The sequence below is a fragment of the Arthrobacter sp. R-11 genome (assembly GCF_049913155.1).
Lineage (GTDB): Bacteria > Actinomycetota > Actinomycetes > Actinomycetales > Micrococcaceae > Arthrobacter.
On sequence record NZ_CP183979.1, the window covers coordinates 1,652,626 to 1,666,147 of the forward strand.

Below are 13,522 nucleotides of genomic sequence, written 5' to 3' on the forward strand. Positions count from 1 at the left end.
CGTCACACGCGCCGGGGCCAGCGGCGGCAGTTACGGAACCAGCAGCACCTTGCCGGTGGTTTTGCGCGTTTCCAGGTCGCGGTGGGCCTGGGCCGCCTCGGGCAGCGGGTAGCGCGCTCCGATCCGAACCTTCAGGGTGCCCTTGGCGGCGGCGTCGAAGATTTCGGTCGAGCGCCACTGGCGTTCCTGGGCGTTCTGCAGGAAATGGACCAAGGTAGGGCGCGTGAGGGTTAGCGAGCCGCCGGCGTTCAACCGCTGCGGGTCGAAGGGCGGGACGGGGCCGGACGCCGCGCCGTAAAGGACCAGTGATCCGCGCATCCGCAGGCTCTCCAGGGAGTCGTCGAAGGTGTCCTTGCCGACGCCGTCGAACACGGCGTGCACGCCCTCGCCGTCGGTCAGTTCGCGGACTTTCTGCGCGAAACCGTCGTAGCGTAGCACGACGTCGGCGCCCGCCTCGCGGGACAGCGCTTCCTTCTCGTCGGTGGACACCGTGGTGATCACCCGGGCGCCGCGCGCCTTGAGCAACTGGGTCAGGATGAGGCCGACACCGCCCGCGCCGGCGTGGGCGAGCACCGTCTGGCCGGGCTCTACCCGGAAGGAGGAGTTCATCAGGTAGTGGGCAGTCATGCCCTGCAGCGGCAGGGCGGCCGCGGTGAAGTCGTCGACGCCGGCCGGAACAGGCAGGGCTTTCTGCTCGTCGATCACGGTGTACCCGGCGTAGCTGCGGGCGCCTTCCGCCGTGGCCACCCGGTCCCCGACGCTGAAGAGTTCGACACCATCACCCACTGCCTCGACCGTGCCGGAGCATTCCGCGCCGGGCACGAAGGGGAAGGCCACCTTGTAGATGCCGCTGCGCTGGTAGATCTCGCTGAAGTTGACACCTGTCGCGGCGACCTTGACGAGGAGCTGCCCCGCCCCGGGGACGGGAACCTCCGCCTCACGGTATTCCAGTACTTCGGGTCCTCCGGGTTGCCGGGCAATGATGGCGTGCGTCATGGCTCTCCTTTGCTCCGGGCAGGTCTTTCCGCGCCCGGTCCACCTAACCCATCCTAGGGAGGGAGTCAGGGAAAGCGCCCACTGGGTGCGGCTGCCGGCGGCTCCCAGCGGTCAGCGGCGGCCGTGGACCGAGGCGACAGGACAGTCGAAGCCGCGGCCTGCGGACAGGCCTACTTCATTGAGATAGCGGACCACGATTCCGTAGGACTGCATGAGGGTGGTTTCGGTGTAGGGAATCGAATGGGTGGCGCAGAAGCTGCGGACGATTGCCGTGGCCCGGTGGAGTTGCGGTCGTGCCATGTCCGGAAAGAGATGGTGCTCCACTTGGCGGTTGAGGCCGCCAAGCAGGAAGTCCATGAACCGGCCACCGGAGATGTTCCGGGAGGTCAGGACCTGCCTGCTGAGGAAATCCACGCGGCTGTCCGCCGGCAGGACCGGCATGCCTTTGTGGTTCGGGGCGAATGAGGCGCCCATGTAGACGCCGTAGACCACGATCTGCACACCGAGGAAGGCTGCGGCCATGCCCAGGGGGAGGAAGGTGAAGGCCAGCACCGGGAGCGCGAGGAGCCGGACCAGCAGGATGGGTGCTTCCACCCAGCGGTGGCGCACTTCGCCGCGGCCCAGGACGAAGCGCAGCGAGTCGAACTGCAGGCTGATCCCCAGCAGGCCGAGGAGCGGGAAGAAGAACCAGCCCTGCTTGCGGGTCAGAAGGGCCGGGAGGCCCTTCCTGGCGGCAGCGGCTTCAGGATGGAAGACCAGGGCATTGTTTTTGATGTCCGGATCCTTGGAGATGACATTCGGGTGGTTGTGGTGCGCACCGTGTTTCTGTTCCCACCAGGAGAAGCTGATCCCTGCGATCCCGGTGGCCAGGAGCCTTGCTGACCAGTCGTTGGCCCAGCGGGAAGCGAAGATCTGCTTGTGGCCGGCCTCGTGCGCCAGGAAGCTCAGCTGGGTGCAGACGACGCCGACTCCGGCCGCGATGAGCAGCTGGTACCAGGAATCGCCGATCAGGGCGAATCCCAGCCACGTAGCGGCCATGAGGGCCATGAGTGCTGCGAAGAGCCAGATGTAGAAACCCCGGCGGCGTTCCAGGAGACCCTCGGCGCGGACGCTCTTGAGCAGCTCGGAATAGCTGCGGACCATGGGGTTGGGCTGGATGGCGCGTGTTTTCGGGCGCTCAGCGGTGGATGTGGGTGACATATGTGCTTGTGCCCCGTATCGCTAACGGGCAACGCTGCACCCGACGTTCGGACTGCACGGTCTGGATCACCCTTTACTCAGCATACGCTCCGCCCGCAAGGCCCCCCGCCCGGCATGCACCGGCGGTCAAGGCCGGGCAGAATCTGGCATGCATAAATATCGGCAACCATGCATAGTTTTGCTGTACAGTGTTGCCATGACTATTTCTGTTGCCGTTTCCGGGGCCAGCGGTTATGCCGGCGGGGAAGTACTGCGCATCCTTGCCGGCCACCCAAACGTCACCATTGGCGCCATCACGGCGCACAGCAACGCCGGTTCCAGACTAGGGGAGTTGCAGCCGCATCTCCATGGCCTGGCGAGCCGGATTCTCGAAGACACCTCGGTGGAAAACCTCTCCGGCCATGACGTCGTGTTCCTGGCGCTGCCGCACGGCGCGTCCGCGGAGATCGCCGCCCAGTTGCCGGAAGGCACCGTGGTGATCGACGCCGGAGCGGACCACCGGCTCGAGGACCCCGCCGCCTGGGAAAAGTTCTACGGCTCGGCCCACGCCGGCACCTGGCCCTATGGCCTCCCGGAACTGCCCGGCCAGCGCGAAAAGCTCAAGGGGGCCAAGCGCATCGCGGTCCCGGGCTGCTATCCGACCTCGGCCCTGCTGGCCCTCACGCCCGGTTTCGCCAACAAGCTCCTGCTGCCGGACGACGTCGTGATCGTCTCGGCATCCGGTACCTCCGGCGCCGGCAAAGCAGCGAAGGTCAACCTCATCGGCTCCGAAGTGATGGGCTCCATGAGTCCCTACGGCGTGGGCGGCGGGCACCGCCACACTCCCGAAATCGAACAGGGGCTGTCCAATGCGGCAGGCGAGCAGGTCACGGTGTCCTTCACGCCCACCCTCGCCCCGATGAGCCGCGGCATCCTCACCACCGCCACCGCGAAGATCCGTCCCGGCGTCACCGCCGCGGAGCTCCGCCAGGCCTGGAGCGAAGCCTACGAGGACGAACCGTTCGTCCACCTGCTGCCGGAAGGCCAGTGGCCGAGCACCAAGTCGGTGCAGGGCTCCAACCACGCCGTCATGCAACTGGCCTTCGACGGGCACACCGGCCGTGTGATCGTCACGAGCGCCATCGACAACCTCACCAAGGGAACCGCCGGCGGTGCCGTGCAGTCCATGAACATCGCCCTCGGCCTGGATGAAAACGCCGGCCTGAACCTGCAAGGAGTCGCACCGTGACGATCACCGCCCCCAAGGGATTCCGCGCCGCCGGCGTGAAGGCCGGCATCAAGGCCTCCGGAAATCCTGACCTGGCCCTCGTGGTCAACGACGGCCCGCTCAAGGCCGCCGCCGCCGTCTTCACCTCCAACCGCGTCGCCGCCGCCCCCGTGCACTGGTCACGCCAGGTGGTCTCCGACGGCCGCGTCGACGCCGTCGTGCTCAACTCCGGCGGGGCCAATGCCTGCACCGGCCCGCAGGGCTTCCAGAACACCCACGCCACCGCGGAGAAAGTCGCGGAACTGCTGGGCATCTCCGCCTCCGACGTCGTGGTCTGCTCCACCGGGCTGATCGGCGAGCAGCTGCCGATGGACAAGCTCCTGCCCGGCGTCGAAGCCGCCGCCGCCGAACTGTCGGAAGACGGCGGATCCGCCGCCGCCGCCGCGATCATGACCACGGACACCGTCGCCAAGGAAGCGGTGTTCACAGGCACCGACGCCGAAGGCAGGCAGTTCACCGTGGGCGGCATTGCCAAGGGCGCGGGCATGCTCGCACCGGGCCTGGCCACCATGCTCGTGGTGCTCACCACCGACGCCCAGGTCCCCGCGGAACTGCTCGACGTCGTGCTGCGGGACGCCACGCGCGTCACCTTCGACCGCGCGGACTCGGACGGCTGCATGTCCACCAACGACACCGTGGTGCTGCTCGCCTCCGGTGCCTCCGACGCCGTCCCCTCGGCCGAGCAGCTCGGCGCCGGCCTCACCCAGGTGAGCGCCGAACTGGCCCGCATGCTGATCGGCGACGCCGAGGGCGCCAGCCACGACATCGCCATCCGCACCTTCAACGCCGCGAGCGAACGCGACGCCGAAGTAGTCAGCCGTGCCGTCGCCCGCTCGAACCTCTTCAAGACCGCGATCTTCGGCAAGGACCCCAACTGGGGCCGTGTCCTCTCCGCGGTCGGCACGACGGACGCCGCCTTCGAAGCGGACCAGCTGAACGTGTCCATCAACGGTGTGCAGATCTGCCGGAACGGCGGCATCGGTGAAGACCGCAACCTTGTGGACCTCGAACCCCGCGAAGTGCGCGTCGACATCGACCTGCAGGCCGGCGACGCCGAAGCCACCATCTGGACCAACGACCTCACGCACGAGTACGTGCACGAAAACAGCGCCTACTCGAGCTAGGCAGGAGAACCCGTGAACGCCCACACCCGCGAGACCACCTCCATGGCCGCTGCCCAGGACAAGGCGGCCACCCTGATCGAGGCACTGCCCTGGATCCAGCGCTTCGCCGGAACCACCATGGTGGTCAAGTACGGCGGCAACGCCATGGTCAACGATGAACTGCGCCGCGCGTTCGCCGAGGACATCGTGTTCCTCCACCACGTGGGCATCCACCCCGTGGTGGTGCACGGCGGCGGCCCGCAGATCAACTCCATGCTGGGCCGGCTCGGCATCGAATCCGAGTTCAAGGGCGGGCTGCGGGTCACCACGCCCGAGGCCATGGACGTGGTCCGCATGGTCCTCACCGGCCAGGTGGGCCGCGAACTGGTGGGCCTGATCAATTCGCACGGGCCCTACGCCGTCGGCATGTCCGGCGAGGACGGCGGGCTGCTGCGTGCCGTCCGCACCGGCACCGTGGTGGATGGCGAGGAAGTTGACCTCGGACTGGTGGGCGAAGTGGTGGGCGTCGATCCCACGGGCATCCGGGACATCCTCGACGCCGGCCGCATCCCTGTGATCTCCACGGTCGCCCCGGAGATCATTGACGACGGCGACGGCTCGCTTTCCGCTACCGGTCCCTGGCAGACCACCGGGCAGGTGCTGAACGTCAACGCGGATACTGCCGCGGCCGCCGTCGCCTCCGCGCTGGGTGCCTCCAAGCTTGTGATCCTGACCGACGTCGAAGGCCTCTACGCCAACTGGCCGGACAAGTCCTCGCTGATTTCCTCGCTCACCGCCTCCGAACTGCGGGAGATGCTGCCAGGACTGGAATCGGGCATGATCCCCAAGATGGCGGCCTGCCTCAAGGCGATCGACGACGGCGTGGAGCGCGCGCACATCGTGGATGGCCGCCTGGCCCATTCCATGCTGCTGGAAACTTTCACGACCGCGGGCATCGGAACGCAGGTCGTCCCCGACGAAGAAGAGAGCGCACAATGAGCCATTCCGAAGCAGAGCTTGTCGAAACCTCCGCCAATGAAACCCCGGCCAGCGAAATCGCCGGCCAGGGCAGTGGCGCCGAGTGGCTCTCCCGCTACTCCTCCTCGCTCATGGGCGTCTTCGGCACCCCGCAGCGGGTGCTCGTGCGCGGCGCGGGATGCCTCGTCTGGGACGCCGACGGCAAGGAGTACCTGGATCTGCTGGGCGGCATCGCCGTCAACGCCATGGGCCACGCCCACCCCTTCGTCACTTCCGTGATCGCGAGCCAGCTGGCCACGCTGGGCCACGTCTCCAACTTCTTCACGAGCCCCACCCAGATTGCCCTGGCCGAGAAGCTGCTGGCCCTGGCCAAGGCTCCGGCCGGGTCCAAGGTGTTCTTCGCCAACTCCGGCACCGAAGCCAACGAAGCCGCCTTCAAGCTGGCCCGCCGCAACGGTGAAGCAGGCAAGCGGAGCAAGATCATCGCGCTCGAGGGTGCCTTCCACGGCCGCACCATGGGTGCCCTGGCGCTGACCGCCAAGGAGGCCTACCGGGCTCCGTTCGAACCGTTGCCCGGCGGCGTGGTCCACATTCCCTTCGGCGACATCGACGCCCTCCGTGCCGCCGTCGACGACACCACCGCAGCCGTCTTCCTCGAACCCATCCAGGGCGAGGCCGGCGTCCGCCCGCTCGGCACCGACTACCTGCAGGCTGCCCGGGAAGCCACCACGGCCGCCGGAGCCCTGCTGATCCTGGACGAGGTGCAGACCGGCATCGGACGTACCGGCAAGTGGCTCGCCAGCGAGGACGCCGGGATCGTCCCGGACGCCATCACCCTGGCCAAGGGACTGGGCGGCGGCTTCCCGGTCGGTGCGCTCATCACCTTCGGCGAGGCAGCGTCGTCGCTGCTGTCCGCCGGCCAGCACGGCACCACCTTCGGCGGCAATCCGGTGGCCACCGCCGCCGCGCTCGCCACCCTGCATGCGATAGAAAGCCAGGGCGTGCTGGAGAACGTCCGCACCGTGGGTGCCTTCCTGCGCGACGGCCTGGCCGCCGTCGACGGCGTCACCGAAGTCCGCGGCGAAGGCCTGCTGATCGGCTTCGACCTGGACACCGACGTCGCCCCCGCCGTCGTGCAGGCCGGGCTCGACGCCGGATTCATCATCAACAGCCCCGGCCCGCGCACCATCCGCCTGGCCCCGCCGCTCATCCTCAGCACCGAACAGGCCGGCCGTTTCATCGCGGCCCTTCCCGCCCTCATCCAGACAGCGAAGGACGCCAAATGACCACCCGCCACTTCCTCAAGGACACCGACCTCAGCCCGGCCGAACAGGCCGAGGTGCTCGAACTCGCCGCCCGCATGAAGGCCGCGCCGTACAGCGTGCAGCCCTACGCCGCCGAGGGCAGCGGCCGCAAGACGGTCGCCGTCATCTTCGACAAGACCTCTACCCGCACGCGGGTTTCCTTCGCCACCGGCGTGGCGGACATGGGCGGCACCGCCCTCATCATCAACCCGGGCGAGGCCCAGATCGGCCACAAGGAATCGGTCGAAGACACTGCCAGGGTCCTCGAACGCATGGTCCACACGATCGTTTGGCGCACAGGCGCCCACGCCGGCCTGGTGGCCATGGCCGAGAACTCCAAGGTTCCGGTCATCAACGCCCTCTGCGACGACTACCACCCCTGCCAGTTGCTGGCCGACCTGCTCACGGTCAAGGAACACAAGGGTGAGCTTGCCGGACTCACCATGGCGTACCTGGGCGACGCCGCCAACAACATGGCCAATTCCTACCTGCTGGCCGGCGTCACCGCGGGCATGCACGTTCGCATCAGCGGCCCCGAAGGCTACCTGCCCGCCGCGGACATTGTGGCGGCCGCTGAGGCCCGTGCCGCGGAAACCGGCGGCTCCGTGCTCATCACCACCGACGCCGCCGAGGCGCTCAAGGGGGCCGACGTCGTCGCCACCGACACCTGGGTGTCCATGGGCCAGGAAGCCGAGAAGGAAGCCCGCCTGCAGCTCTTCCGCGACTACTCCGTGGACGAGGCAGCCATGGCACAAGCCGCGCCGGACGCCGTGGTGCTGCACTGCCTGCCCGCCTACCGCGGCTACGAGATCTCCGCCGGAGTCATCGACGGCCCGCAGTCGGTCGTCTGGGACGAGGCCGAAAACCGCCTGCACGCCCAGAAGGGCCTGATGGCCTGGCTCATGCACCAGTCCGGGCTCGCCGTCGTCGAAGGCCTTGCCCCCGTGGAAGGCGCGGCTCCCGTGGGGGAGCGCAGCTAGGTGACAGTCCAGCCGCCGACGCCGGGCAGCAGCCCGGCCACGAAGACCGCCCGGCAGGCGCGGATCACCGCGATCCTGCGCGGCGAGAGCGTCCGTTCGCAGGCCGAGCTCGCCGCCCGGCTGGCGGACGACGGCGTCCAGGTCACCCAGGCCACCCTGTCCCGGGATCTGGTGGAAATCGGGGCCGTCCGCGTCCGCGGCACCGAAGGGGTGCTGGTGTACGCCGTTCCCGGCGAAGGCGGGGACCGTGCGGCCACCAGCGGCGTGGGCCAGGAAATCCTGGACGCCCGGCTGGAGAAGCTCTGCGGCGAGCTGCTGGTCACCGCCGAGGCCTCGGCCAACCTGGTGGTCCTCAGGACGCCGCCCGGCGCAGCCAACTTCCTGGCCCTGGCCATCGACCATTCCGTGATGCCCTCGATTCTGGGCACAATTGCCGGGGACGATACCGTGCTGCTCGTGGCCCGCGACCCGCACGGCGGGGAGGCCCTGGCGGCCCGTTTCCTGGCAATGGCGGAGTCGAACCCCAACTAGCTCGTATTTGTGGTCGTTATGGGCCCCCGAAACGACAACAACTGCGAGTCAGTTGACCCCGAGATGTATAAATACGCATAACGCTGTATAGTCATTCATAATCAACATGATCTGTCCCAAAGGAGCACTCTCGTGACTGAGCGCATTGTTCTGGCCTACTCCGGTGGCCTCGATACGTCCGTAGCCATCGGCTGGATCGGTGAAGCCACCGGCGCCGAGGTCATCGCCGTCGCCGTCGACGTCGGACAGGGCGGCGAGTCCCTGGAGACCATCCGCCAGCGTGCCCTCGGCTGCGGCGCCGTCGAGGCCTACGTAGCCGACGCCCGCGACGAGTTCGCCAACGAATACGCCATGCCCACGCTGAAGGCCAACGCCCTCTACCAGGGCCACTACCCGCTGGTCTCGGCGATCTCCCGCCCGGTCATCGTCAAGCACCTGGTCAAGGCCGCCCGCGAATTCGGCGCCACCACGGTTGCGCACGGCTGCACCGGCAAGGGCAACGACCAGGTCCGCTTCGAGGTCGGCATCCAGACCCTTGGCCCGGACCTGAAGTGCATCGCCCCCGTCCGCGACCTCGCCCTCACCCGCGACAAGGCCATCGCCTTCGCCGAGGAAAAGGGCCTGCCGATCGAGACCACCAAGAAGAACCCGTACTCGATCGACCAGAACGTCTGGGGCCGCGCCGTCGAAACCGGCTACCTCGAAGACATCTGGAACGCTCCCACCAAGGACATCTACGACTACACCGCGACGCCGGAGTTCCCGCCGGCCCCGGATGAGGTCACCATTTCCTTCGAGGCCGGCATCCCGGTGGCCATCGACGGCGTCAAGGTCACCCCGCTGCAGGCCATCCAGGAACTGAACCGCCGCGCCGGCGCACAGGGCGTGGGCCGCATCGACGTCGTCGAGGACCGCCTCGTCGGCATCAAGTCCCGCGAGATCTACGAAGCCCCGGGTGCCATGGCGCTGATCACCGCCCACAAGCACCTCGAGGACGTCACCATCGAGCGCGAGCAGGCACGCTTCAAGGCCACTGTCGGCCAGCGCTGGTCCGAACTGGTCTACGACGGCCAGTGGTTCTCGCCGCTCAAGCGCTCCCTGGACGCCTTCATTGACGACACCCAGAAGTACGTTTCCGGCGACATCCGCATGGTGCTGCACGGCGGCCAGGCCATCGTCAACGGCCGCCGCTCGGACACTTCGCTCTACGACTTCTCGCTGGCCACCTACGACACCGGCGACACCTTCGACCAGTCGATGGCCCGCGGCTTCATCGAGCTGTGGGGCATGTCCTCCAAGGTTGCCTCCAGCCGCGACCAGCGCGTCGCCGGAGCCTGAACATGACCTCGGCAACAAACGAAGGCGCTCTGTGGGGCGGCCGCTTCGCCGGCGGCCCCGCGGATGCCCTCGCCGCGCTGAGCAAGTCCACGCATTTCGACTGGCGGCTCGCCCGCTATGACATCGCCGGATCCAAGGCGCACGCCCGCGTGCTGCACAAGGCCGGACTGCTGGACGACGCCGAACTCGAAGGCATGCTCGCGGCCCTGACCCAGCTGGATGAGGACGTCGCAAGCGGCGCCTACCTGCCGGCCGAGTCCGATGAGGACGTCCACGGTTCGCTGGAGCGTGGCCTCATCGAGCGCGCCGGCACCCAGCTGGGCGGCAAGCTCCGTGCCGGCCGTTCCCGCAACGACCAGGTGGCCACCCTCGGCCGCATGTTCCTGCGCGACCACGCCCGGCTGATCGCCCGCGGCGTGCTGGACACCGTGGACGCGCTGGTGGAGCAGGCCAAGGCCCACCACGGCGTGGCCATGCCGGGCCGTACCCACCTGCAGCACGCCCAGCCGGTCCTGCTCAGCCACCACCTACTGGCCCACGCCTGGGCGCTCCTTCGCGATGTGCAGCGCCTCCAGGACTGGGACAAGCGTGCGGGTGTGTCTCCTTATGGTTCCGGTGCCTTGGCGGGTTCCTCGCTGGGCTTGGATCCCGAGGCCGTCGCCGCGGACCTGGGCTTCTACTCCGCCGTGCACAACTCGATCGACGGCACCGCTTCCCGCGATGTCTTCGCCGAGTTCGCGTGGATCTGCTCCATGATCGGCGTGGACCTGTCCCGGATCTCGGAGGAAGTCATCCTCTGGGCCACCAAGGAGTTCTCCTTCGTCACGCTGCACGACTCGTACTCCACGGGGTCCTCGATCATGCCGCAGAAGAAGAACCCGGATGTTGCCGAGCTCGCCCGCGGCAAGGCAGGGCGCCTCATCGGCAACCTGTCCGGCCTGCTGGCCACGCTCAAAGGCCTGCCGCTCGCGTACAACCGCGACCTGCAGGAAGACAAGGAGCCGGTGTTCGACGCCGCCGACACCCTGGAGCTGCTGCTCCCGGCCGTGTCCGGCATGATCGCCACGCTGAAGTTCAACAGCGAACGGATGGAGTCCCTGGCTCCGCAGGGCTTCGCGCTGGCCACGGACATCGCCGAATGGCTGGTCCGCCAGGGCGTGCCGTTCCGCGAGGCGCACGAGCTCTCCGGCGCCGCCGTCAAGCAGGCCGAAAGCCGCGACGTCGAGCTTTGGGACCTGACGGACGAGGAATACGCCGCCATCTCGGAGCACCTGACGCCCGAGGTCCGCACGGTCCTGTCTACGGAAGGCTCGCTCAACAGCCGCAACTCCCAGGGCGGCACGGCTCCGGCCGCCGTCGAACGGCAGCTGCAGGCGCTGGAAGCCGAACTCTCCGGAGCCCGCGTTTACGCAGGCTGACGCGCAGCAAACCGGGCGCTTCTTCACGGGTATTTCCGCGAAGAAGCGCCCCGTTTGCGTTAACGCCGCTTAACTCTTCCGATACCATGGCCGCATGACCGAGATCACGCCTCAGGCACTCCTGGCCGAGCTCCACAAAGCAGCCGCCACCGCCGCCTCCGTCGTCGCCAAACTCGACGACGCCGCCGTCGCTGCCCCTTCCGAACTTTCCGGCTGGAGCCGCGGGCATGTACTGGCCCACTTGGCCGGCATCGCCAACGCGATGGCCCGCCAGCTGGAGTTCGCGGCCCGCGGCGAGACCGTCGAGCTGTACGACGGCGGCTACGACGGCAGGAACCGCGACATCGAGCTGGCAGCCGGCCACGACGCCGCCCGGCACCGTGAGGCGGTCAATGCCGCTTTCGCCCGGGTCCTGGCGGCGTTCGATGCCCTGGGCGAGGACGGCTGGTCCGCGCCGATCAGCTACCGCAACGGAACAGTGTTCGACGGCGGCCTGGCCCTGTGGCGGGAACTCACCATCCACACGGGCGATCTCGGCACCGGGTTCGGCCCCGAAACCTGGAACCGGCCGTTCTGCGAGCACCTTTTCCGCTTCCTTGAAGCACGCGTGCCGGAGGGTATCAAGCTTGTCCTCCAGCCGCTGGCGCTGCCGCAACAGACCCTCGGCTCCGGCGGCCGCTCCATCGCCGTCAACGGCATGATCACCGACATCGCGGCCTGGCTGGCCGGCCGCACGCCTACTTTGGGGAGCCTGCGGGCAACGGAGGCCGCCGACGGCGTGGAGCTGCCGGAGCTGCTCCCGTGGCCGTCCGGCGCGCCTGCGCCAAAATAGCGGCCTGCGGCAAAATAGCGGCCTGCGGCAAAGCGGCCGCCTGCTTTGGGGCAGCCGCCGCCCGCCACAGATGCATCGTGGCGTAGGAACGCCAAGGACTCACGTTGGCGAAATCCGCCGACAGCCCCTCGGCGGCCGGCAGGGCTTTCAGCCCGTTCCGGACTGCCGCGTCGTTGGCCAGCAGCACGTCCGGGTCCCCGGGTACCCTCATCGCGACATAGCCCACCGTCCAGGGCCCGACGCCGGGCAGGGGCAGGAGGTTTGCGGCCAGCGTCCGGTGGTCGTCGCCGTAGCCGAAGTCCAATTCCCCGGCAGCCATCGCCCGCGCCGCGGCGAGGACGGACTCGATGCGGCGGCGCGGACCGCGCAGCAGTTCCCTGCCGGCGTCGGCGATCTGTTCCGGCGTCGGAAAGAGCCTGCCGGGGCCGGCGTCTTCCGCGGAACCGCCTCCTTCCGGGAACACGGTGCCCGCCTCGGCCAGCCCGGTCAACGCCGTCCGGGCGGCCGCCACGGTGATCTGCTGGCCGATCATTGCCCGGATCAGGAGCTCGCCGGGGTCCACGGCTCCGGGGAGCCGGATGCCCGGAACGGCCTGGACCGACGCGTCGAGCCGCGGGTCGCGGGCCAGTAACTCGTCCACGGCCACCGGGTCGGCGTCGAGGTCGAACAGGCGGCGCACCCGGCTCAGCAGGACGGGCAGGTCGTGCAGATCGATGCTGCTGACCAAAAGGGTCAGCGCGTGGGAACCGGGACTGCCGGCGTCGAACTCGACCCGGAAGCGGGCGGCAGAGCGCGGTAGCTGCAGCGTGCGTGCATAGCTGTACACGCCGCCGTCGCCGGCTTCGGCGTGCTCGATTCCAGGCACTGCGCGGACGGCCAGGAAAGCGAAGATCCCGGGGTCGAACGGTTCACGGAAGGGCAGTTTCACGGTCAGCGCCGAGACGGCGCCGGCCCTGCCGGCCCCGTCCTTCGCATTGCCGTGCCGGTGGTCGCTGCGGCGGGCCACGGCGCGGAGGGCGCTTGGCGTCAGCGCGAAGACTTCGCTGATCGTGTCGTTGAATTGCCGGACGCTGTTGAAGCCGGCGGCGAACGCGACGTCGGAGAGCAGCATGTCCGTGGACACCAGCAGGGTCCTGGCGGTCTGCGCCCGGCTGGCCCGGGCGAGGGAGAGCGGCCCGGCGCCGAGTTCCCCGCCGAGGATCCGGTTCAGCTGCCGGGCCGAATAGCCCAGCTGCCGGGCCAGTCCCTCGACGCCGGAGCGGGACACCACGCCGTCGTTGATCAGCCGCATCGCCCGGCCCGCCACGTCGGAACGCAGGTTCCACGCCGGAGTCCCGGGCACGGCTTCGGGCAGGCAGCGCTTGCACGCCCGGTAACCGGCTTCATGCGCCGCGGCCGAAGTCTCGAAGAAGGTCACTTTGGAAGCCTTGGGCGTGCGCGCCGGGCACGAGGGCCGGCAGTAGATGCCGGTGGAACGCACGGCGGTGACGAACTGGCCGTCGAAACGGGTGTCGCGAGCATCGATGGCCCGGTAGCGCTGCCAGAAGTCCATGGCTCCATGCTGCCAGCCCGCCG

General features: G+C 68.6%; 12 protein-coding genes. 9 read left to right on the plus strand and 3 right to left on the minus strand.

Annotated features, from left to right (window positions below; genetic code table 11):
• Positions 1-30: 30 nt before the first annotated feature.
• Both ACN9M4_RS07460 and ACN9M4_RS07465 read right to left on the minus strand, forming a co-directional pair.
• Positions 31-996 carry a quinone oxidoreductase family protein gene (locus ACN9M4_RS07460; RefSeq protein ID WP_426302905.1) on the minus strand — a complete coding sequence of 322 codons (966 nt, stop codon included), beginning with the start codon at positions 994-996 and terminating at the stop codon, positions 31-33.
• Between the two features lie 111 nt (positions 997-1,107).
• Positions 1,108-2,196 carry a fatty acid desaturase family protein gene (locus ACN9M4_RS07465; protein ID WP_426302906.1) on the minus strand — a complete coding sequence of 363 codons (1,089 nt, stop codon included), beginning with the start codon at positions 2,194-2,196 and terminating at the stop codon, positions 1,108-1,110.
• A 196-nt stretch (positions 2,197-2,392) separates the two neighbouring features.
• On the opposite strand from ACN9M4_RS07465, the gene argC reads away from it, so the two are divergent.
• The 9 genes from argC (at position 2,393) to ACN9M4_RS07510 (ending at position 11,947) form a co-directional block, all read left to right on the plus strand.
• Positions 2,393-3,424: an N-acetyl-gamma-glutamyl-phosphate reductase gene (gene argC, locus ACN9M4_RS07470; protein ID WP_426302907.1), complete on the plus strand. Its 1,032-nt coding sequence runs from the start codon at positions 2,393-2,395 to the stop codon at positions 3,422-3,424.
• Positions 3,421-4,587: a bifunctional glutamate N-acetyltransferase/amino-acid acetyltransferase ArgJ gene (gene argJ, locus ACN9M4_RS07475; RefSeq protein ID WP_426302908.1), complete on the plus strand. Its 1,167-nt coding sequence runs from the start codon at positions 3,421-3,423 to the stop codon at positions 4,585-4,587. Before argC ends, argJ begins: the two co-directional genes overlap by 4 nt.
• A gap of 12 nt (positions 4,588-4,599) precedes the next feature.
• Positions 4,600-5,565, plus strand: a complete 966-nt coding sequence (argB, locus tag ACN9M4_RS07480) for an acetylglutamate kinase (protein ID WP_426302909.1) — start codon at positions 4,600-4,602, stop codon at positions 5,563-5,565.
• The gene (locus tag ACN9M4_RS07485; RefSeq protein WP_426302910.1) at positions 5,562-6,830 is read left to right on the plus strand and encodes an acetylornithine transaminase; all 1,269 of its coding nucleotides are present in this window, start codon (positions 5,562-5,564) and stop codon (positions 6,828-6,830) included. The genes argB and ACN9M4_RS07485 overlap by 4 nt, the downstream gene beginning before the upstream one ends.
• Positions 6,827-7,828: an ornithine carbamoyltransferase gene (gene argF, locus ACN9M4_RS07490; protein WP_426302911.1), complete on the plus strand. Its 1,002-nt coding sequence runs from the start codon at positions 6,827-6,829 to the stop codon at positions 7,826-7,828. The genes ACN9M4_RS07485 and argF overlap by 4 nt, the downstream gene beginning before the upstream one ends.
• The gene (locus tag ACN9M4_RS07495; protein ID WP_426302912.1) at positions 7,829-8,359 is read left to right on the plus strand and encodes an arginine repressor; all 531 of its coding nucleotides are present in this window, start codon (positions 7,829-7,831) and stop codon (positions 8,357-8,359) included.
• 132 nt (positions 8,360-8,491) lie between these two features.
• Entirely contained in the window at positions 8,492-9,697 is a 1,206-nt protein-coding gene (locus tag ACN9M4_RS07500; protein ID WP_074589267.1) for an argininosuccinate synthase, read from the plus strand.
• 2 nt (positions 9,698-9,699) lie between these two features.
• The gene (argH, locus tag ACN9M4_RS07505) at positions 9,700-11,115 is read left to right on the plus strand and encodes an argininosuccinate lyase (RefSeq protein WP_426302913.1); all 1,416 of its coding nucleotides are present in this window, start codon (positions 9,700-9,702) and stop codon (positions 11,113-11,115) included.
• Between the two features lie 94 nt (positions 11,116-11,209).
• Positions 11,210-11,947 (plus strand): maleylpyruvate isomerase family mycothiol-dependent enzyme, encoded by a 738-nt coding sequence (locus tag ACN9M4_RS07510; protein WP_426302914.1) that lies wholly within the window; start codon positions 11,210-11,212, stop codon positions 11,945-11,947.
• Here ACN9M4_RS07510 and ACN9M4_RS07515 read toward each other — a convergent pair.
• The gene (locus ACN9M4_RS07515; RefSeq protein WP_426302915.1) at positions 11,853-13,499 is read right to left on the minus strand and encodes an AlkA N-terminal domain-containing protein; all 1,647 of its coding nucleotides are present in this window, start codon (positions 13,497-13,499) and stop codon (positions 11,853-11,855) included. The genes ACN9M4_RS07510 and ACN9M4_RS07515 overlap by 95 nt on opposite strands.
• Positions 13,500-13,522 lie beyond the last annotated feature (23 nt).